We start from the raw sequence: 19,615 nt of genomic DNA on the forward strand, positions 1-19,615 counted from the left end.
CTGCCTCCGGCCCTCCTCCGGTGGGCGGCGTCCCACGGTCTACGCTGCCTGCCACGGTCGGCAGCTCAGGGAGGCGCAGGTGGCGCAGGTGCCGCAGACGTTCTTCGATGCTCCCGCGGTGCGTTCCTGGTGCGGTCTCGCGCTCGAGGCGCTGGGGCGGGCCCGCGAGGAGATCGACGCGATCAACGTCTACCCGGTCGCGGACGGGGACACCGGGACCAATCTCTATCTGACCGTCGAGTCGGCGACCGCGGCGGTGGAGGCGGTGTTCGCGGGGCACGAGGCCGGTGGTGACCGGCGGCCGGCGCTGGCCGACGCGGTACGGGCGATGGCGCACGGGGCGCTGATCGGCGCCCGCGGCAACTCCGGGACGATCCTGGCGCAGCTGCTGCGCGGCATGGCCCAGGTGCTGGCCGCGGACGGGGCCCCGGCCCACGCCGGCGGGGAGGGGCTGCGGGCCGCCCTGCGGCACGCGGCCGACTCCGCGCGCCAGGCGGTCGCGCATCCCGTCGAGGGCACGGTCCTCACCGTCGCCGCGGCCGCCGCCGAAGCCGCCGGCCGGACGGACGGCGACTGCGGGGCGGTGGCGCGGGCGGCCTACGAGGGCGCGCGCGCGGCACTCGCCGAGACCCCGGCCCGCCTGGCCGTCCTCCGCCGCGCAGGGGTGGTCGACGCGGGCGGCAGGGGGCTGGTGGCGGTGCTCGCGGCGCTGGTGGAGACATGCACGGGGGAGGCGCCGCGGGGCATGCCGGCGGTGGGCGGCCAGTGGAGCGGCTCCGTACGCGCCGCCGGTCCCGTACCGCACGCGCCCGTGGAGGGGGCCGGCGGCCTCGGCGCGTGCGCGGACGGCGGTGCCGCACCGGGGCCGGGACCGGGGCCCGGGGGACCCGCCTTCGAGGTGATCTACCTGCTGGAGGCCGGCGACGAGGCCGTCGCACGGCTGCGCGACCGGCTCGACGCGCTGGGCGACTCGCTCGTGGTGGTGGGCGGGGACGGGTTGTGGAACGTGCATGTGCACGTGGACGACGCGGGCGCCGCCGTGGAGGCCGGGGTCGAGGCCGGACGGCCGTACCGGATCCGGATCACCCACTTCGGTGCGGGGGACGTCCACACCACCGGGGCCGAGCCGGCGGCGCCCGGGGAACGCGCTCAGCGGGCCGTGGTGGCCGTGGTGCCCGGCGAGGGCCTGGCGGATCTGTACGCCGGGGCGGGCGCGACCACCGTGCTCGCCCGTCCCGGAGAGCCGCCCGCGAGCGGTGAACTCGTCCAGGCGGTACGGCGCGCGCACGCACGGGAGGTGGTGCTGCTGCCCAACGACGCCGATCTGCGCCACACCGCCGCCGCGGCGGCCGAGCAGGTCCGGGCGGAGGGCGTCCGGGTGGCGCTCATCCCGACCCGCTCCGCGGTCCAGGGCATCGCGGCGCTCGCGGTGCACGAGCCGGAGCGCCGTTTCGACGAGGACGTGGTGTCGATGACGTCGGCGGCGGGCGCGACCCGCTACGCCGAGGTCACCGTCGCCGAGCACCAGTCCTGGACCATGGCGGGCATCTGCCAGGCCGGGGACGTCCTCGGCCTGGTCGACGGGGACGTGGCCGTGATCGGGCAGGACCTCACGTCCACCGCCGAGACCGTCCTCGACCGCATGCTCGCGGCCGGCGGCGAGCTGGTCACCCTGGTCCTCGGCGACGACGCCCCCGAGTCCGTCGCCGCCCGCCTGGAGACCCGCGTCCGCCAGGGCTACCTCGCCGTCGACACGGTGGTCTACCACGGCGGCAGACAGGGCGCCCTGCTGCTCATCGGGGTGGAGTGACCCGGGCGGGGCCTTTGTGCGGAGCCGGGCCCCGGCGTCTGCGTGTTGTCAGTGCGGTGGTGTGCAATGGATCCCGTGCCCGCACTCGACGAACCACTGAAGAAGGTGCTCGGCCCCGCCACCGCGAAGGTGATGGCCGAGCACCTCGGCCTGCACACCGTCGGCGACCTCCTGCACCACTATCCGCGCAGATACGAGGAGCGCGGTCAGCTCACCCACCTCACCGACCTCCCCATGGACGAGCACGTCACGGTGGTCGCCCAGGTCGCCGACGCCCGTCTGCACACCTTCGCCTCCACCAAGGCCCCGCGCGGCAAGGGCCAGCGCCTCGAGGTGACCATCACGGACGGCAGCGGCCGGCTGCAGCTGGTCTTCTTCGGCGCCGGTGTCCACAAACCGCACAAGGAACTCCTGCCGGGCACCCGAGCGATGTTCGCCGGCAAGGTCTCCGTCTTCAACCGACGCCTCCAACTCGCCCACCCTGCTTATGAGCTGCTGCGCGGAGACGCCGAAGAGACGGTCGAGACCTGGGCCGGCGCCCTCATCCCGATCTACCCCGCCACCGCCAAGCTGGAGTCCTGGAAGATCGGCAAGGCGCTCCAGACGGTGCTGCCCAGCGCCCAGGAGGCCGTCGACCCCCTCCCGGAGTCCCTCCGCGCGGGCCGCGGACTGGTCGCCCTCCCCGAGGCACTTCTCAAGATCCACCGCCCGCACACCAGGGCGGACGTCGAGGACGCCCGCGCCCGCCTCAAGTGGGACGAGGCCTTCGTCCTCCAGGTCGCCCTCGCCCGCCGCCGCCACGCCGACGCGCAACTCCCCGCCGTGGCGCGCCGCCCGAAGCCCGACGGCCTCCTCGCCGCCTTCGACGACCGCCTCCCCTTCACCCTCACCGAGGGCCAGCGGAAGGTCTCCGCCGAGATCTTCGCCGACCTCGCCACCGAGCACCCCATGCACCGCCTGCTCCAGGGCGAGGTCGGGTCGGGCAAGACGATGGTCGCCCTGCGCGCCATGCTCGCCGTCGTCGACGCGGGCGGACAGGCGGCGATGCTCGCGCCCACCGAGGTGCTCGCCCAGCAGCACCACCGGTCGGTCACCGAGATGATGGGCGAGTTGGCCGAGGGAGGGATGCTCGGCGGACCGGACGACGCCACCAAGGTGGTGCTGCTCACCGGGTCCATGGGAGCGGCGGCGCGCCGCCACGCGCTGCTCGACCTGGCCACCGGCGAGGCCGGCATCGTCATCGGCACGCACGCGCTGATCGAGGACAAGGTGCAGTTCCACGACCTGGGCCTGGTCGTGGTCGACGAACAGCACCGCTTCGGCGTGGAGCAGCGCGACGCCCTGCGCGGCAAGGGCAAGCAGCCCCCGCACCTGCTCGTCATGACCGCCACCCCCATCCCGCGCACGGTCGCGATGACGGTCTTCGGCGACCTGGAGACCTCCGTCCTCGACCAGCTCCCGGCCGGCCGCTCGCCCATCGCCAGCCATGTCGTCCCGGTCTCCGACAAGCCGCACTTCCTCGCCCGCGCCTGGGAGCGGGTCCGCGAGGAGGTCGCGAACGGGCACCAGGCGTACGTCGTCTGCCCGCGCATCGGCGACGAGGAGGACGACCCGAAGAGGACCGGCGGGAAGAAGCCCGCCGAGGACGAGGCGGAGAAGCGGCCCCCGCTCGCCGTCCTGGACATCGCGGAGCAGCTCGCGAAAGGGCCGCTGCGAGGGCTCCGGGTGGAGGTCCTGCACGGGCGCATGCAGCCCGACGACAAGGACGCCGTCATGCGCCGTTTCGCGGCCGGGGAGGCCGACGTCCTGGTCGCCACGACGGTCATCGAGGTCGGGGTCAACGTCCCCAACGCCACCGCGATGGTGATCATGGACGCCGACCGCTTCGGCGTCTCCCAGCTCCACCAGCTGCGCGGCCGGGTCGGCCGCGGCTCGGCCCCGGGCCTGTGCCTGCTGGTCACCGAGATGCCCGAGGCGAGTGCGGCCCGGCAGCGGCTGAACGCCGTCGCCTCGACCCTCGACGGCTTCGAGCTCTCCCGCATCGACCTGGAACAGCGCCGCGAGGGCGACGTGCTGGGCCAGGCGCAGTCCGGCACCCGCTCCAGTCTGCGCATGCTCGCCGTCATCGAGGACGAGGGGATCATCGCCGAGGCGAGGCAGGAGGCGGCGGCGGTGGTGGCCGCCGACCCGGGCCTGACGAACCTGCCCGCCCTGCGCACGGCGCTGGACGCCCTGCTGGACGAGGAGCGGGAGCAGTACCTGGAGAAGGGCTGACAGACTGGGGACAGCCACCGACCAGCACACACCGACAAGGACCGAGGACATGACTCGCGTGATCGCCGGCGCGGCCGGCGGACGCCGCCTGGCCGTTCCGCCGGGACAGGGGACCCGCCCGACCTCCGACCGCGCGCGCGAGGGCCTCCTCTCCACCTGGCAGTCCCTGCTCGGCGGCCCGTTGGACGGCGAACGCGTCCTCGACCTGTACGCCGGTTCCGGCGCCGTCGGCCTGGAGGCCCTGTCCCGGGGCGCCGGACACGTCCTGCTCGTCGAGGCCGACGCCCGCGCCGTCCGCACGGTCCGGGAGAACGTGAAGTCGCTCGGGCTCCCCGGCGCCGAGGTCGGCCCCGGCAAGGCGGAACAGATCGTCCGTGCCGCGCCCCCGCGGGAACCGTACGACATCGTCTTCCTCGACCCGCCCTACGCCGTCCCGGACGACGATCTCCGCGAGATCCTGCTCACACTCCGCTCGCAGGGCTGGCTCGCGGAGGAAGCCCTCGTCACCGTGGAGCGCAGCACCCGAGGCGGGGAATTCGCCTGGCCGCCCGGCTTCGAGGCGATCCGGGCCCGCCGCTACGGCGAGGGAACGTTTTGGTACGGTCGCGCCGCCTCTACGTGCGAAGACGCACGATGACTGGACCGGAGAGCGAGGGATCACAAGTGCGCCGCGCCGTATGCCCCGGGTCGTTCGACCCGATCACCAACGGACACCTCGACATCATCGCCAGGGCCTCCCGGCTGTACGACGAGGTCTACGTCGCGGTGATGATCAACCAGTCCAAGAAGGGCCTGTTCGAGATCGAGGAACGGATCGACCTGATCCACCGGGTCACCGCCGAGTACGGCAACGTCCGCGTCGAGGCCTTCCACGGCCTGCTCGTCGACTTCTGCAAGCAGCGCGACATCCCCGCCATCGTCAAGGGCCTGCGCGCGGTCAGCGACTTCGACTACGAACTGCAGATGGCCCAGATGAACAACGGCCTGTCGGGCGTGGAGACCCTCTTCGTCCCCACCAACCCCACCTACAGCTTCCTGTCCTCCTCGCTCGTCAAGGAGGTGGCGGCCTGGGGCGGCGACGTCGCCCACCTGGTGCCGCCGGAGGTCCTGACGGCCCTCACCGAACGCCTGCGTCGGGACTGACCGCCCGTACCGGCCGTCCGGTGTCCACCGGACGCCCCGTGGCCTTACAGTCGTCCCGTCCGTCTCCAACACAGCTGTAGAGAGTGGCGAGCACACGGTGGACGTGCAGAAGAAGCTCGATGAGATCGTCGCCGCGGTCTCCAGTGCCCGGTCGATGCCCATGTCGGCCTCGTGCGTGGTCAACCGCGCCGAGCTGCTCTCGATGCTCGAAGAGGTGCGTGCGGCGCTGCCCGACTCCCTCGCCCAGGCCCGGGAACTGATCGGCGGCCGGGAGCAGATGGTCGAGCAGGCCCGCCAGGAGGCCGAGCGGATCATCGAGGGCGCGCACGCCCAGCGCGGCTCCCTGATCTCCGACACCGAGATCGCCCGCCGTTCCCAGGCCGAGGCCGACCGGATCCTCGAAGAGGCACGCAAGGAGGCCGAGGAGATCCGCGCGGAGGCCGACGACTACGTCGACTCCAAGCTGGCCAACTTCGAGGTCGTCCTCACCAAGACGCTCGGCTCCGTCGGCCGCGGCCGCGAGAAGCTGCTCGGCACCGGCCCCGGCCTCGACGAGCAGGGTTACGAGGACGAGGACGCCCCCGAGCGCAGCCACGACCCGGAGACCCTGCGCCGCAGCGCCGACGAGTACGTCGACGTCAAGCTCGGCGCCTTCGAGGCGGTCCTCGCCAAGACCCTGGAGGCGGTGGGGCGGGGCCGGCAGAAGCTGCACGGCCGGATCGCCACCGACGACCTCGGCGCCCTCGCCGACGACCCGACGACCGTCCAGCACTCCAGCGACGCCGACTACCTGGCCGACCTCGCGTCCCTCGCCGAGCAGGACGCCGCCCGGGCCGGGCGGCCCGAGCCGCGGCAGCAGAGCTACGCCCAGCCGGAGCCCGCCTACTCCCCCGCCTCCGGTTACGCTCCGGCGGGAGGCGCCCCCGCCCAGCAGGCCGATCCGTACGCCGACTACCAGCAGCAGTACGGCGGACAGCAGGACGCCTACTCCTCCGTGCCCGGTTACGCTCCGGCGGGAGGCGCCCCCGCCCAGCAGGCCGATCCGTACGCCGCGTACCAGGGCTACGACGGGCAGGGGCAGGCGTACGCCCCGGGCCACGACCAGCAGGCCGGGCACGACCAGCAGGCCCGGCAGGGCTACGCCCTGGACGAGACCAGCCTCTTCGACACCAGCATGATCACGCCCGAGCAGCTGCGGGCCTACGAGCGCGAGCGGGGTCTGTAGGGGCGGATTGGGCCGGGAGCGAAAGGTCCAGTATCCTGGCTCTTCGGTCGCGCTTACGTCCGCGATCCACGCTGCCCGGGAACGTCGCGGGGCAGTAGTACCTCTGAGCTCGAAGACCGAAAGCAGGAATGGCCCTGAACGCCCGCCTCGACCACCGCAACCCCCTCGTGTTCGACACACACGAACTGGGGCGGCGTCCTGGTGCGCTGCAGCGCCTGAACCGTACGGTCGACGCTCCCCGCGATCTCGGTATCAAGGGGGTCATCGGAGTGCCGGAAGGCGCCCCGGTGGAGCTGGAACTCCGGCTCGAGTCGGTCATGGAAGGTGTGCTCGTCACAGGCACCGCCCGTGCGAAGGCCGAGGGGGAGTGCGTAAGGTGTCTGGAGCCGCTGGAGCAGGAGCTCGAAGCGGACTTCCAGGAGTTGTTCTCGTACCCTGACGCCGACGACCGGGGCCGTGTGATCGCGGAACCGGGCGACGACGCCGAGGACGACGAGGACAGGCTCTTCCTCGAGGACGGCCTGTTCGACCTCGAGCCCGTGCTGCGGGACGCGGTGGTGCTCGCACTACCGATGCAGCCGGTGTGCCGGGAAGACTGCCCGGGTCTGTGCGCCGAGTGCGGAGCACGGCTCGCGGACGACCCGGACCACCACCATGACGCCGTCGACATCCGTTGGGCGGCTTTGCAGGGACTCGCCGGCACCATGAAGGACGGCGAGAAGGACGAGATGAGCGGCGCCGAACCGGACGTCGACGAGAAGCAGGAGAAGTAGCCGTGGCTGTTCCGAAGCGGAAGATGTCGCGCAGCAACACGCGCCACCGCCGGTCGCAGTGGAAGGCTGCGGTCCCCACCCTGGTTGCGTGCGAGCGCTGCCACGAGCCCAAGCAGCAGCACATCGCCTGCCCGTCTTGCGGCACTTACAACAAGCGCCAGGTCCTCGAGGTCTGAGCGGCTGGTGAGAGGCACTGTGGCGACGCCGAAGAAGAACTCAGCGGACAACCAGGCCTCGTCCCACACGCTTCTGGAAGGGCGGCTCGGCTACCAGCTCGAGTCCGCCCTTCTGGTGCGTGCGCTGACCCACCGTTCCTACGCGTACGAGAACGGCGGCCTGCCGACGAACGAGCGGCTGGAGTTCCTCGGGGACTCCGTGCTCGGTCTCGTCGTCACGGACACGCTGTACCGCACCCACCCCGACCTGCCCGAAGGCCAGCTGGCCAAGCTGCGGGCCGCGGTGGTCAACTCGCGTGCGCTGGCGGAGGTGGGCCGCGGGCTCGAACTGGGCTCCTTCATCCGGCTCGGCCGCGGTGAAGAGGGAACGGGCGGCCGGGACAAGGCGTCCATCCTCGCCGACACCCTGGAAGCGGTGATCGGTGCCGTCTATCTCGACCAGGGCCTGGAATCGGCGGCGGAGCTGGTGCACCGCCTGTTCGACCCCCTGATCGAGAAGTCCTCGAACCTCGGTGCCGGCCTGGACTGGAAGACCAGTCTCCAGGAGCTCACCGCGACCGAAGGACTCGGCGTGCCCGAGTACCTGGTCACGGAGACCGGCCCCGATCACGAGAAGACCTTCACTGCTGCCGCCCGCGTCGGAGGCGTCTCGTACGGCACCGGCACCGGCCGCAGCAAGAAGGAGGCGGAGCAGCAGGCCGCCGAGTCCGCCTGGCGGTCCATCCGGGCCGCCGCGGACGAGCGCGCCAAAGCGGCGGCGGAGGCGGAGGAGGCCGTCCGGGTCGCCGAAGCCGACGTCTCCGAAAGGAGCGCCGAGGCCCCGTCGGCCTCCGCCTGACGAACCACGTGACCCGAGCGTCCGCCCCGCACCGGGGCGGGCGCTCGGTCTCGTCCACCGGTCCTGGGAGGGGACACCATGCCCGAGCTTCCCGAGGTCGAGGTCGTACGGCGCGGACTCGAGCGGTGGGTCGCCCACCGGACCGTCGCCGACGCGGAGGTGCTGCACCCGCGCGCGGTACGCCGGCACCTCTCCGGCGCCGACGACTTCGCGCACCGGCTCAGGGGACACCGCGTCGGCGTCCCCAGCCGCCGCGGCAAGTACCTGTGGCTGCCCCTGGAGGACACCGGTCAGTCGGTCCTGGCCCACCTCGGCATGAGCGGTCAGCTGCTGGTGCAGCCGCACACGGCGCCGGACGAGAAGCACCTGCGCGTCCGCGTCCGCTTCACCGACACCCTGGACACCGAGCTCCGCTTCGTGGACCAGCGCACCTTCGGCGGCCTGTCCCTGCACGACAACACCCCCGACGGGCTGCCCGACGTCATCGCGCACATCGCCCGGGACCCCCTCGACCCGCTCTTCGACGAGGAGGCGTTCCACCAGGCGCTGCGCCGCAAGCGGACCACCATCAAGCGGGCGCTGCTCGACCAGTCACTGATCAGCGGCGTCGGCAACATCTACGCCGACGAGGCGCTGTGGCGGGCCGGCATCCACTACGAGCGCCCGACGGCCGGCTTCACCCGCCCGCGCACCCTGCTCCTGCTGGGTCACGTCCGGGACGTCATGAACGCGGCTCTCGCCGTGGGCGGCACCAGCTTCGACAGCCTCTACGTCAACGTCAACGGGGAGTCCGGCTACTTCGACCGGTCCCTGGACGCGTACGGTCGCGAGGGCCTGCCGTGCCGCCGCTGCGGTACACCGGTGCGCCGACGGGCGTGGATGAACCGCTCCAGTTACTTCTGCCCGAGGTGTCAGCGGGCGCCGCGCGTCGTGTCGTAGCGCTCACGGGCCTGGAGCACGGCGTCCATGCTTCCCTCGACGCACTGGATGAGGGACAGCAGACGCCGGGCGACCTCGTGGCCCAGCGGGGTCAGCTCGTAGTCCACGCGGGGCGGGTTGGTGGGCTGGGCCTCTCGGTGCACCAGCCCGTCGCGCTCCAGCGCGTGCAGCGTCTGGGAGAGCATCTTCTCGCTCACCCCGTCGACCCGGCGGCGCAACTCGTTGAACCGGAGCGAGCCCTCGTGGAGCGCGCCGAGGGTCAGCGCGCCCCAGCGCCCGGTCACATGCTCCAGCGTCCCGCGGGACGGACACGCCTTGGCGAACACGTTGAAGGAAGACCCCTGCTCCTCCGGGCGCCGCACGGTCGTCATACGGGCAAGCCTACGTCAGGGCAGCGCTTACCATCGGATCGCGCTGACCGTAAGTCAGTACCCGAAGTTCTGGGTCCACCACGGACCGCCCGACCCCATGTGGACGCCCACGCCCAGCGTCTTGAAGTCGCAGTTCAGTATGTTCGCCTTGTGGCCGGGGCTGTCCATCCAGGCCTGCATCACGGCCTCGGCGTCGGCTTGGCCCCGGGCGATGTTCTCGCCGCCCAGGTTGCCTATGCCGGCTGTTCTGGCCCTGTCCCACGGGGTGTCGCCGTCGGGGTCGGTGTGGTCGAAGAAGCCCCGGTCGGCCATGTCGGCGCTGAACGCCGTGGCCAGATCGGTCAGCGAACTGCTCGCGACGACCGGGCTGCACCCCACCTTGGCCCGCTCCACGTTGACCAGCCGGAGCACCTCGGCTCCAGCGACGGCCTCCGCCGCCCCGGCCACCGGACTGCTCGCCTTCTTCTCCGGCTCCGGCTCCGGTTCCGGCGTCGCCTCACGGGACGGCGTCTTCTGCGCGGCCTCCTCCGGGGCCGCCGGGGTCTCCTCCTTCTCCGGAGTCCTTTTCTCCGGGGCCTTCGTCGGAGCGGCCGAGGCCGAGGCCGACGCGGCCGGCCCGGACGAGGCGGAGCGCTCGGCGTCACGGCTCGCCGGGGCGCCGGTGTCGCGGCTCGGGTTCTCCAGACTGCCGGACGTGCCGCCCTGCCCGCTGGGCGAGTTCGTCGGCACGTTTCCGGCCTGCACGTTGTCACCGGAGGCGCTGTCGCCGAGCCGGTAGTTCCCCAGACCGGGTACCGCGCCGGTGGTCACCGCCACCGCGCCGAGGGCCACTGCGGCGGAGACGCCGAGCAGGCCGGTACGGACCGGGGCCGCGGTCCTCTTCTTCCGGCGCCGGTGTCCGCCGGCGCCGGGCGTGTCGTCGGGCGCGAGTCCGTCATCGGTGAAGGCGTGGCCGATGCGGTCCGGGCCCGTCGAGAAGCCGGCGTCCCGGAAGCCGCCGCGGGTGAAGTCGCCGCCTCCGGCGCCGTTCGTCGCGTAGAGGTAGGCCTCGCTCTTCGCGTACGTCTCGGCGTACGCCTGCGAGTTCGGATACGGCGCGGTGCCCATCGTGGGCGGGCCGTCCCCCCGGTCACCCCTCGGAAGCGAGCCGTCGTCGTGAGTGATCCCGGTGGCGCGGCCCGTGGCGGCGCGGCCGGCGGCGGAGCGTCGGTGGCGTCCCATGTCCTGGCCTTCCTCGTCCTTGCGGTCGACTCGTGCTGGCGACCAACCCGAAACGCGACGATCACGAAACTCACACGAACGAGCGAGTTTCCTATGAGATTTATGGCTGGGGACGCTACCGCATGGCGCAAGGGGGCGGTGTGCCCCTGGTGACTTTGTCCGGTTAGGTTGCAGCCATGAGCGAGGATGTGCGACTGGTCGCCTGGGTGCGGGGACGTGTCCAGGGTGTGGGTTTCCGCTGGTTCACGCGCGCCAAGGCGCTGGAGATCGGCGGTCTGAGTGGTTTTGCTCTCAATCTGGGCGACGGCAGGGTCCAAGTGGTCGCCGAAGGTGCCCGCGAACGCTGTGAGGGGCTGCTCGACTGGCTCCAGGCCGGCGACACGCCCGGACACGTGGACGGAGTCACCGAGATCTGGGACACACCGCGCGGCGGGTACGAGAGCTTCGCCATCCGCTGAGCCCGTCCGCTCCGGCGGCCCGGAACGCCCCGGGCGGGCCGCGCGGCGAGCCCTCCTCGGAGGAAAAGTCCTGGTGGTTGCGGAGAAGGGCTTGCCGTGGGCGGCGTCGGCGGCCAAGATGATCGCCACGTCCCCAGGACCCGTGAGACCCGCGCCGCCACCGTCCGCCGGCCGCGCGCGCCCGGTCGTCCGCCGATACGGGGTGTGATCGTGTTGACCCTCAAACTTTTTGGTGAGACGCTGAAAGCCCCGCGCACCTTAGCTGTTTGGCATGGCTGAACGGCAGCACAACTCCAGCCTGCCAAGCACCGCGGGTGCGAATCCCTCACGACCCACACCGCATCGGTCGGTCACTCATTGTGGAGGACCATCCATCATGGCAAAGGCGCTTCTCGGTTACGTCGGCGGCTCCGACCCGCGACTCCTCGCCGAGATGCGACGGCTCCAGCAGCGCGTCCAGGACCTGGAATCCGAGCTCGTACGGATCCAGGCGGAGAAGGACGCGCTGGCGGCTGCCGCTTCTCAGGACAGGATCATGGAGAGCGTTGACGCACACGAGGCGGAGCCTGCGCTCACCTGATCACTGCACCGCTGATCTCTTCAGCGCTGTACGAACAGCACAGCAGTGATCGGGCCCGCCCGTCACACCGCCGAGCAGTCAGAACTGCAAGGGACGCCTCTGGCGTCCCTTCTTTCTTTTCCGCCCCCGCGGCCTCACTCCGGCACCTGCGCCCCCGGGCCCGGCGTTCGCTGTCCCGCGCATCCTTTCACCGTCTTCAACGTCTGGTGTGCCCTGCGCGTTCACCCGCGAAACCGTGCGTTCATGGAGTGGGATCCGCCCGGCGGGTAGAGTCCGGCGGCGTGCACCTCAAGGCCCTGACCCTCCGTGGCTTCAAGTCGTTCGCCTCCGCGACCACGCTCCGGTTCGAGCCGGGGATCACCTGCGTCGTGGGTCCGAACGGCTCGGGCAAGTCCAATGTCGTGGACGCGCTCAGCTGGGTCATGGGCGAGCAGGGCGCCAAGTCGCTGCGCGGCGGCAAGATGGAGGACGTCATCTTCGCCGGCACCACCGGCCGCCCCCCGCTGGGCCGGGCCGAGGTGTCCCTGACCATCGACAACTCCGACGGCGCCCTCCCCATCGAGTACTCCGAGGTCACCATCGCGCGGATCATGTTCCGCAACGGCGGCAGCGAGTACCAGATCAACGGCGACACCTGCCGGCTCCTCGACATCCAGGAACTGTTGTCCGACTCCGGCATCGGCCGTGAGATGCACGTCATCGTCGGCCAGGGCCGGCTCGACTCCGTTCTGCACGCCGATCCCACGGGCCGCCGCGCCTTCATCGAGGAGGCAGCCGGCGTCCTCAAGCACCGAAAGCGCAAGGAGAAGGCGCTGCGGAAGCTGGACGCGATGCAGGCCAACCTCGCCCGCGTGCAGGACCTCACCGACGAGCTGCGGCGCCGGCTCAAGCCGCTCGGTCGCCAGGCCGCCGTCGCGCGGCGGGCCGCCGTCATCCAGGCCGACCTGCGCGACGCCCGGCTGCGGCTGCTCGCCGACGACCTCGTACGGTTGCGCGAGGCGCTGCAGGCCGAGATCGCCGACGAGGCCGCCCTCAAGGAACGCAAGGAGGCGGTCGAGGCCGAGCTGGGGAAGGCGCTCCGGCGCGAGGCGCACCTGGAGGACGAGGTGCGCCGGCTCAGCCCGCGCCTGCACAGCGCCCAGCAGACCTGGTACGAGCTCTCCCAGCTCGCCGAGCGGGTGCGCGGCACGATCTCGCTGGCCGACGCGCGCGTGAGGAGCGCGACGTCCGCACCCGTCGAGGAGCGGCGCGGGCGGGATCCCGAGGACATGGAGCGCGAGGCCGCCCGCATCCGCGAGCAGGAGGCCGAACTGGAGGCCGCCCTGGAGGCGGCCGAGCGCGCCCTGGAGGGCACGGTCGCCCACCGCGCGGAACTGGAACGCGAACTCGCCCAGGAGGAACGGCGCCTGAAGGACGCCGCGCGCGCCGTCGCCGACCGGCGCGAAGGGCTCGCCCGGCTCAAGGGACAGGTGGGAGCGGCCCGTTCGCGTGCCGCCGCGGCCCAGGCCGAGATCGAGCGGCTGGCCGCCGCGCGTGACGAGGCCCAGGAGAGGGCCGTCGCCGCCCAGGAGGAGTACGAGGCGCTCCGGGCCGAGGTCGACGGCCTCGACGCGGACGACACCGAACTCGCCGAGCGGCACGAGGACGCCAAACGGCGGCTCGCGGAGGCCGAGGCCGCCCTCACCACCGCCCGCGAGGCGGTCACGGCCGCGGAACGGAAGCACGCCGCGACCCAGGCCCGCCACGAGACGCTGGCGCTCGGCCTGCGCCGCAAGGACGGCACCGGTGTCCTGCTGGGCGCGGGGGACCGTCTCACGGGGCTGCTGGGTCCGGCGGCGGAGCTGCTGACGGTGACGGCCGGCTACGAGGTACCGCTCGCGGCCGCGTTCGGCACGGCGGCGGACGCCCTGGCGGCGACCTCACCGTCCGCCGCGGCCGACGCGATCCGCCTGCTGCACACACGGGACGCGGGCCGGGCAGCCCTGCTCCTGACAGGAGCACCGGACCTCCGAAGGGACCGGGAGGACCGCGCGACCGGCCACGACGGCCCAGGCTCCCCCCTTCCCGCCGAGCGCCTCGTGAGCGGGCCTCCCGACCTCATGCCGGCCGTACGACGGCTGCTGCGCGACGTCGTCGTCGTCGGCACCCTGGAGGACGCCGAGGAGGTCGTCGCCGCCCACCCCCACCTCACCGCCGTCACCGCCGAAGGCGATCTGCTCGGCGTCCACTTCGCGCGGGGCGGTTCGGCGAGCGCCCCCAGCCTGCTGGAAGTACAGGCATCCGTGGACGAGGCCGCCGCCGAGCTGGAGGAGCTGGCCGTGCGGCGCGTGGAGCTGGCCGAGGCGCAGGAGGCGGCGGCCGGCCGGCGCCGGGAGTGCGCGGGCCTCGTCGAGGAACTCGGGGAGCGGCGCCGGGCAGCGGACCGGGAGAAGTCCTCCGTCGCCCAGCAGCTCGGCCGGCTCGCGGGACAGGCACGCGGTGCCGCCGGGGAGGCCGAGCGGGCCGGAGCCGCCGCGGCCCGGGCCCAGGAAGCCCTTGACAGGGCGCTCATCGGCGTCGAGGAACTCGCCGAGCGGCTCGCCGTCGCCGAGGAGGCGCCGTTCGAGGAGGAGCCCGACACCGCCGTACGCGACCGGCTCGCCGCCGACGGGGCCAACGCCCGCCAGACCGAGATGGAGGCCCGGCTGCAGGTCCGTACGCACGAGGAGCGGGTCAAGGCGCTCGCCGGACGGGCCGACTCACTGGACCGCGCCGCCCGTGCGGAACGCGAGACACGCGCGCGTGCCGAACAGCGCCGGGCCCGGCTGCGCCACGAGGCCGCCGTCGCCGGGGCCGTCGCCGACGGCGCCCGGCAGCTCCTCGCGCACGTCGAGGTCTCCCTCGCCCGCGCCGACCGGGAGCGCACCGCCGCCGAGGCCGCCAAGGCCCGCCGCGAGCAGGAACTCGCCCGCGCCCGCACCGAGGGACGCGATCTCAAGGCGGAACTCGACAAGTTGACGGATTCAGTTCACCGCGGCGAGGTACTGGGAGCGGAGAAGCGGCTGCGGATGGAGCAGCTGGAGACCAGGGCGTTGGAGGAACTGGGTGTCGAACCGGCCGGGCTGGTGTCGGAGTACGGCCCGCACCAGCCGGTGCCGCCCTCGCCCCCCGCCGAGGGCGAGCAGCTGCCGGAGGAGCCCGAACACCCGCGCCACCGGCCCCGCCCCTTCGTCCGGGCCGAGCAGGAGAAACGCCTGAAGGCCGCCGAGCGCGCCCACCAGCAGCTCGGCAAGGTGAACCCGCTCGCCCTGGAGGAGTTCGCGGCGCTCGAGGAACGCCACCAGTTCCTCAGCGAGCAGCTGGCGGACCTGAGGAGGACCCGCGCGGACCTGCTCCAGGTCGTCAAGGAGGTCGACGCACGCGTCGAACAGGTCTTCACCGAGGCCTACCGGGACACCGCGCGCGAGTTCGAGGGCGTCTTCTCCCGGTTGTTCCCGGGCGGCGAGGGCCGTCTGGTGCTGACCGACCCCGGCAACATGCTGACCACGGGCGTGGATGTCGAGGCGCGGCCGCCGGGCAAGAAGGTCAAGCGGCTCTCCCTGCTCTCGGGCGGTGAGCGGTCGCTGACCGCGGTGGCGATGCTCGTGTCGATCTTCAAGGCGCGGCCCAGCCCGTTCTACGTCATGGACGAGGTCGAGGCCGCCCTCGACGACACCAACCTCCAGCGGCTGATCCGGATCATGCAGGAGTTGCGGGAGGTCTCGCAGCTGATCGTGATCACGCACCAGAAGCGCACCATGGAGGTCGCCGACGCGCTCTACGGCGTCTCCATGCAGGGCGACGGCGTGTCCAAGGTCATCAGCCAGCGGCTGCGTTAGAGCGGCATATAACCTTCAAGTCCTGAACGATCTTCACTTCGGTACGTCTGTAAAGTCACAACACACGACCTATTGACTTCAAAAGTTGAAGGCATAGTCTCTGCAATGTTGCTTTTACCTTCAGGTACCTTCAGCTGGACCTCGAAGGGCTGACCCCCCCATCCGGCGATGTTGCCGGTGGCCCGAGGAGTACAACGTGACCAGCACAGCGCAGGCACAGCAGTCAGGAGCCAAGACGGCTCACCCCGAACATCTCGGGCATGTCATCTTCATCGCGGCGGCGGCCGCCATGGGCGGTTTCCTCTTCGGCTACGACAGCTCCGTGATCAACGGCGCGGTCGAGGCCATCCGTGACCGCTACGACATCGGTTCCGCCGCGCTCGCGCAGGTCATCGCCATCGCCCTGATCGGCTGTGCGATCGGCGCCGCGACCGCCGGCCGCATAGCCGACCGCATCGGCCGCATCCGGTGCATGCAGATCGCCGCGGTCCTGTTCACCGTCAGCGCCATCGGCTCCGCGCTGCCCTTCGCGCTGTGGGACCTCGCCCTCTGGCGCGTCGTCGGCGGCTTCGCCATCGGCATGGCCTCCGTCATCGGCCCGGCCTACATCGCCGAGGTCGCCCCGCCCGCCTACCGCGGTCGGCTCGGCTCCTTCCAGCAGGCCGCGATCGTCGTCGGCATCGCCGTGTCCCAGCTGGTCAACTGGGGCATCCTCAACGCCGCCGACGGCGACCAGCGCGGCGAGCTGATGGGCCTGGAGGCCTGGCAGGTCATGCTCGGCGTCATGGTGATCCCGGCGGTCCTCTACGGTCTGCTCTCCTTCGCCATCCCCGAGTCCCCGCGCTACCTGATCTCCGTCGGCAAGCACGAGCGCGCCCGGCAGATCCTCGAAGAGGTCGAGGGCAAGGACATCGACCTGACCGCCCGCGTCACCGAGATCGAGTCGGCGATGCACCGCGAGGAGAAGTCCAGCTTCAAGGACCTGCTCGGCGGCAGCTTCTTCTTCAAGCCGATCGTCTGGATCGGCATCGGCCTGTCGGTGTTCCAGCAGTTCGTCGGCATCAACGTCGCGTTCTACTACTCCTCGACGCTGTGGCAGTCGGTCGGCGTCGACCCGACGGACTCGTTCTTCTACTCGTTCACCACGTCGATCATCAACATCGTCGGCACCGTCATCGCGATGATCTTCGTCGACCGCGTCGGCCGCAAGCCGCTCGCGATCATCGGATCCGTCGGCATGGTGATCGGTCTCGCCCTCGAGGCCTGGGCCTTCTCCGCCGACCTCGTCGACGGAGCGCTGCCGGCCACCCAGGGCTGGGTCGCCCTGATCGCCGCGCACGTCTTCGTCCTCTTCTTCGCCCTGTCGTGGGGCGTGGTCGTCTGGGTCATGCTCGGCGAGATGTTCCCCAACCGGCTCCGCGCCGCCGCCCTCGGCGTCGCCGCCGCCGCGCAGTGGATCGCCAACTGGGCCATCACCGCGAGCTTCCCCTCGCTGGCCGACTGGAACCTGTCGGTCACCTACGTGATCTACACGGTCTTCGCCGCGCTCTCCATCCCGTTCGTCCTGAAGTTCGTGAAGGAGACGAAGGGCAAGACGCTGGAGGAGATGGGCTGAGCAGCCCTCCCAGTCCGGGGAGGAGGGCTCACGTCCCCGCTGCCCCTCTCCCCGTACCATCGCCGCCGCCCTCACCCGGGTCACCCGGGCGAGGGCGGCGGCGTGCTCTCCCGGGGCACGCGGGCATCGGGCGCGGGCCCTCGCGGGCCCCGCGCGTACAACGAACGGCCTCGTGGGAGGTCGCGCCATACTGGGGCTGTTATGGACATCGTCATCCTTGCTGTAGTCATCGCCGTGGTCGTGCTCGGCGCGCTCGGCGGGCTCGTCGTCGGCAGTAGGCGCAGGAAGCCGCTGCCCCCGCCGCCGCCCGCCGCGCCCGACATCACCGCCCCTCCGGCCGAGCCGCACGTCGGCGAAGAGGCCGAGACGCCGCGGGAGGAACCGCGGCGCACCATAGAGGAGGTTGATCTTCCGGCGGGCGCCGGTCCCGTCGTCATCGAGGAACCGCCCGCCGCCGAGGCTCCGGAGATCGAGATCCCGGAGCCCACCGCCGGCCGTCTGGTCCGGCTGCGCGCCCGGCTCTCCCGTTCGCAGAACGCCCTGGGCAAGGGCCTGCTCACCCTGTTGTCCCGTGAGCACCTCGACGAGGACACCTGGGAGGAGATCGAGGACACCCTGCTCACCGCCGACGTCGGTGTGCAGCCCACCCAGGAGCTGGTCGAGCGGCTGCGTGAGCGCGTGAAGGTGCTCGGCACCCGCACCCCCGAGGAGCTGCGCGGACTGCTCCGCGAGGAGCTGATCACGCTGGTCGGCCCCGAGATGGACCGCACCGTGCACACCGAGAACGCGGCCGGCGGCCCCGGCGTCGTGATGGTCGTCGGCGTCAACGGCACCGGTAAGACCACCACCACCGGCAAGCTCGCCCGCGTCCTGGTCGCCGACGGCAACACGGTCGTGCTCGGCGCCGCCGACACCTTCCGTGCCGCAGCCGCCGACCAGCTGCAGACCTGGGGCGAGCGGGTCGGCGCCCATGTCGTGCGCGGCCCGGAGGGCGGTGACCCGGCCTCCGTCGCGTTCGACGCGGTCAAGGAGGGCAAGGAGATGGCCGCCGGCGCCGTGCTCATCGACACCGCGGGCCGGCTGCACACCAAGACCGGCCTCATGGACGAGCTCGGCAAGGTCAAGCGGGTCGTGGAGAAGCAGGCCCCGCTGGACGAGGTGCTGCTCGTGCTCGACGCCACCACCGGTCAGAACGGTCTGGTGCAGGCGCGGGTCTTCGCCGAGGTCGTCGACATCACCGGCATCGTGCTCACCAAACTGGACGGCACGGCCAAGGGCGGCATCGTGATCGCCGTCCAGCGCGAGCTGGGCGTGCCGGTCAAGCTGATCGGGCTCGGTGAGGGCGCGGACGACCTGGCGCCGTTCGAGCCGGACGCGTTCGTGGACGCCCTCATCGGGGAGTGACCCCGGCGCCCGAGAAGAGCCCGGCGGACGCGAGAAGCGCCCGTCCCCCGCACCGGTCGGGGGGCGGGCGCTTCACCGTGCCGGGGCTACGCACCCGACCGGTGCGCCACGTACGCCAGCGTGCCGAGCAGCAGACGCGCCCCGGGCGGGCGGGACGCCGAGTCCAGGGCGGGGGAGCGGAGCCAGCGCACCGGGCCCAGGCCGGCCCGGTCGGACGGCGGTGCCGTGATGTGCGTACCCGGTCCGAGACCGCGCAGGTCCAGGGCGGCCGGGTCGTCCCAGCCCATGCGGTAGAGCAGCTCGGGCAGTGCGGCGGCGGCGCCGGGGGCGACGAAGAAGTGGGCGCGGCCGTCCGGGGTGGCGGAGACCGGGCCGACCGGCAGGCCCATGCGCTCCAGTCGGGTCAGGGCGTGGCGCCCGGCGGCCTCCGCGACCTCGATCACGTCGAACGCCCGCCCGACCGGCAGCATCAGTGAGGCCCCCGGGAACTCCGACCACACCGCGGTCACCTCGTCCAGCGGCGTCCCGGCGCGGATCACCGGCGCGTGGTCCAGCGGATGCGCGCCCGGCGCCCGGCACTCGGTGCGCCCGCAGGAGCAGACGCCCGCGGCGGCCCGGACGCCCGGCACCACGTCCCAGCCCCACAACCCGGTGTACTCGGCCGCGGCGGTGCCGTCCGAGGAGCGGCTCCGGCGACGCGAGCCGGACCGGATGTCGCGGATGCCCCGACCGATACCGATCGTGAAGCCCATGCCCCCTCCAACGGGTCCGACGCGAGAACGGTCACCCAGAGAACGCGGAAAGTGACTCTCTGTTTCCGACTTCCCGATGTCCGTCCCCTCAATCGGCGCTCCGGAGCGTCCGGGGTGGCGCGTGCGACAGCATGCGCCCCTCGGCGCGCCGCTGCATCCGCTTCTGCTGTCTCGTGTCA

General features: G+C 72.1%; 17 protein-coding genes. 14 read left to right on the plus strand and 3 right to left on the minus strand.

Annotation, left to right across the window (positions count from 1 at the left end):
* Window positions 1-79: 79 nt before the first annotated feature.
* The 9 genes from KYY02_RS22810 (at window position 80) to mutM (ending at window position 9,178) form a co-directional block, all read left to right on the plus strand.
* Window positions 80-1,810 carry a DAK2 domain-containing protein gene (locus KYY02_RS22810; protein ID WP_371240912.1) on the plus strand — a complete coding sequence of 577 codons (1,731 nt, stop codon included), beginning with the start codon at window positions 80-82 and terminating at the stop codon, window positions 1,808-1,810.
* A gap of 66 nt (window positions 1,811-1,876) precedes the next feature.
* Complete coding sequence (gene recG, locus KYY02_RS22815) at window positions 1,877-4,084, plus strand: ATP-dependent DNA helicase RecG (protein ID WP_371240738.1); 2,208 nt, start codon at window positions 1,877-1,879, stop codon at window positions 4,082-4,084.
* Between the two features lie 49 nt (window positions 4,085-4,133).
* The gene (rsmD, locus tag KYY02_RS22820; protein WP_371240740.1) at window positions 4,134-4,721 is read left to right on the plus strand and encodes a 16S rRNA (guanine(966)-N(2))-methyltransferase RsmD; all 588 of its coding nucleotides are present in this window, start codon (window positions 4,134-4,136) and stop codon (window positions 4,719-4,721) included.
* Between the two features lie 26 nt (window positions 4,722-4,747).
* Window positions 4,748-5,227 carry a pantetheine-phosphate adenylyltransferase gene (coaD, locus tag KYY02_RS22825; protein ID WP_371240742.1) on the plus strand — a complete coding sequence of 160 codons (480 nt, stop codon included), beginning with the start codon at window positions 4,748-4,750 and terminating at the stop codon, window positions 5,225-5,227.
* Between the two features lie 97 nt (window positions 5,228-5,324).
* Window positions 5,325-6,452 (plus strand): F0F1 ATP synthase subunit B, encoded by a 1,128-nt coding sequence (locus tag KYY02_RS22830; RefSeq protein ID WP_371240744.1) that lies wholly within the window; start codon window positions 5,325-5,327, stop codon window positions 6,450-6,452.
* A gap of 128 nt (window positions 6,453-6,580) precedes the next feature.
* Window positions 6,581-7,225, plus strand: coding sequence for a YceD family protein (locus KYY02_RS22835; RefSeq protein WP_371240746.1), 645 nt, complete (start codon window positions 6,581-6,583; stop codon window positions 7,223-7,225).
* Window positions 7,226-7,227: 2 nt separating this feature from the next.
* Entirely contained in the window at window positions 7,228-7,401 is a 174-nt protein-coding gene (gene rpmF, locus KYY02_RS22840) for a 50S ribosomal protein L32 (protein WP_003951102.1), read from the plus strand.
* A 7-nt stretch (window positions 7,402-7,408) separates the two neighbouring features.
* On the plus strand, window positions 7,409-8,239 hold the full coding sequence (gene rnc, locus KYY02_RS22845; RefSeq protein WP_371240748.1) for a ribonuclease III: 831 nt from the start codon (window positions 7,409-7,411) through the stop codon (window positions 8,237-8,239).
* Window positions 8,240-8,317: 78 nt separating this feature from the next.
* Window positions 8,318-9,178 (plus strand): bifunctional DNA-formamidopyrimidine glycosylase/DNA-(apurinic or apyrimidinic site) lyase, encoded by an 861-nt coding sequence (mutM, locus tag KYY02_RS22850; RefSeq protein ID WP_371240750.1) that lies wholly within the window; start codon window positions 8,318-8,320, stop codon window positions 9,176-9,178.
* Here the strand turns inward: mutM and KYY02_RS22855 are convergent.
* Entirely contained in the window at window positions 9,151-9,549 is a 399-nt protein-coding gene (locus KYY02_RS22855) for a winged helix-turn-helix transcriptional regulator (protein WP_371240752.1), read from the minus strand. The two genes, mutM and KYY02_RS22855, sit on opposite strands and share 28 nt — an antisense overlap.
* Before the next feature lie 54 nt (window positions 9,550-9,603).
* The gene (locus tag KYY02_RS22860; protein WP_371240754.1) at window positions 9,604-10,770 is read right to left on the minus strand and encodes a CAP domain-containing protein; all 1,167 of its coding nucleotides are present in this window, start codon (window positions 10,768-10,770) and stop codon (window positions 9,604-9,606) included.
* 176 nt (window positions 10,771-10,946) lie between these two features.
* Between KYY02_RS22860 and KYY02_RS22865 the strand changes: the two genes are divergently transcribed.
* The 5 genes from KYY02_RS22865 to ftsY all read left to right on the plus strand — a co-directional run bounded on the left by KYY02_RS22865 (window position 10,947) and on the right by ftsY (window position 18,684).
* Window positions 10,947-11,228 carry an acylphosphatase gene (locus KYY02_RS22865; RefSeq protein WP_371240757.1) on the plus strand — a complete coding sequence of 94 codons (282 nt, stop codon included), beginning with the start codon at window positions 10,947-10,949 and terminating at the stop codon, window positions 11,226-11,228.
* Window positions 11,229-11,604: 376 nt separating this feature from the next.
* Window positions 11,605-11,808 carry a hypothetical protein gene (locus KYY02_RS22870; protein WP_371240759.1) on the plus strand — a complete coding sequence of 68 codons (204 nt, stop codon included), beginning with the start codon at window positions 11,605-11,607 and terminating at the stop codon, window positions 11,806-11,808.
* A gap of 281 nt (window positions 11,809-12,089) precedes the next feature.
* Window positions 12,090-15,665, plus strand: coding sequence for a chromosome segregation protein SMC (gene smc, locus KYY02_RS22875; protein ID WP_371240761.1), 3,576 nt, complete (start codon window positions 12,090-12,092; stop codon window positions 15,663-15,665).
* Window positions 15,666-15,861: 196 nt separating this feature from the next.
* A complete protein-coding gene (locus tag KYY02_RS22880; protein WP_371240763.1) occupies window positions 15,862-17,280 on the plus strand; it encodes a sugar porter family MFS transporter in 1,419 nt (472 codons plus the stop codon).
* 201 nt (window positions 17,281-17,481) lie between these two features.
* Window positions 17,482-18,684, plus strand: a complete 1,203-nt coding sequence (gene ftsY, locus KYY02_RS22885; RefSeq protein WP_371240765.1) for a signal recognition particle-docking protein FtsY — start codon at window positions 17,482-17,484, stop codon at window positions 18,682-18,684.
* Between the two features lie 86 nt (window positions 18,685-18,770).
* Here ftsY and KYY02_RS22890 read toward each other — a convergent pair whose 3' ends face one another.
* Window positions 18,771-19,436, minus strand: coding sequence for a bifunctional DNA primase/polymerase (locus tag KYY02_RS22890; protein WP_371240768.1), 666 nt, complete (start codon window positions 19,434-19,436; stop codon window positions 18,771-18,773).
* Between the last annotated feature and the right edge of the window lie 179 nt (window positions 19,437-19,615).

Origin of the sequence: Streptomyces pimonensis (genome assembly GCF_041380215.1) — a bacterium.
Lineage (GTDB): Bacteria > Actinomycetota > Actinomycetes > Streptomycetales > Streptomycetaceae > Streptomyces > Streptomyces pimonensis.

Excerpts from the sequence above, each read along its gene's own strand:
- recG (WP_371240738.1), top strand. The coding sequence starts at position 1,877 with ATGGATCCCGTGCCCGCACTCGACGAACCACTGAAGAAGGTGCTCGGC.
- rsmD (WP_371240740.1), top strand. The coding sequence starts at position 4,134 with ATGACTCGCGTGATCGCCGGCGCGGCCGGCGGACGCCGCCTGGCCGTT.
- KYY02_RS22835 (WP_371240746.1), top strand. The coding sequence starts at position 6,581 with ATGGCCCTGAACGCCCGCCTCGACCACCGCAACCCCCTCGTGTTCGAC.
- mutM (WP_371240750.1), top strand. The coding sequence starts at position 8,318 with ATGCCCGAGCTTCCCGAGGTCGAGGTCGTACGGCGCGGACTCGAGCGG.
- KYY02_RS22855 (WP_371240752.1), bottom strand. The coding sequence starts at position 9,549 with ATGACGACCGTGCGGCGCCCGGAGGAGCAGGGGTCTTCCTTCAACGTG.
- KYY02_RS22860 (WP_371240754.1), bottom strand. The coding sequence starts at position 10,770 with ATGGGACGCCACCGACGCTCCGCCGCCGGCCGCGCCGCCACGGGCCGC.
- KYY02_RS22865 (WP_371240757.1), top strand. The coding sequence starts at position 10,947 with ATGAGCGAGGATGTGCGACTGGTCGCCTGGGTGCGGGGACGTGTCCAG.
- KYY02_RS22870 (WP_371240759.1), top strand. The coding sequence starts at position 11,605 with ATGGCAAAGGCGCTTCTCGGTTACGTCGGCGGCTCCGACCCGCGACTC.
- ftsY (WP_371240765.1), top strand. The coding sequence starts at position 17,482 with ATGGACATCGTCATCCTTGCTGTAGTCATCGCCGTGGTCGTGCTCGGC.
- KYY02_RS22890 (WP_371240768.1), bottom strand. The coding sequence starts at position 19,436 with ATGGGCTTCACGATCGGTATCGGTCGGGGCATCCGCGACATCCGGTCC.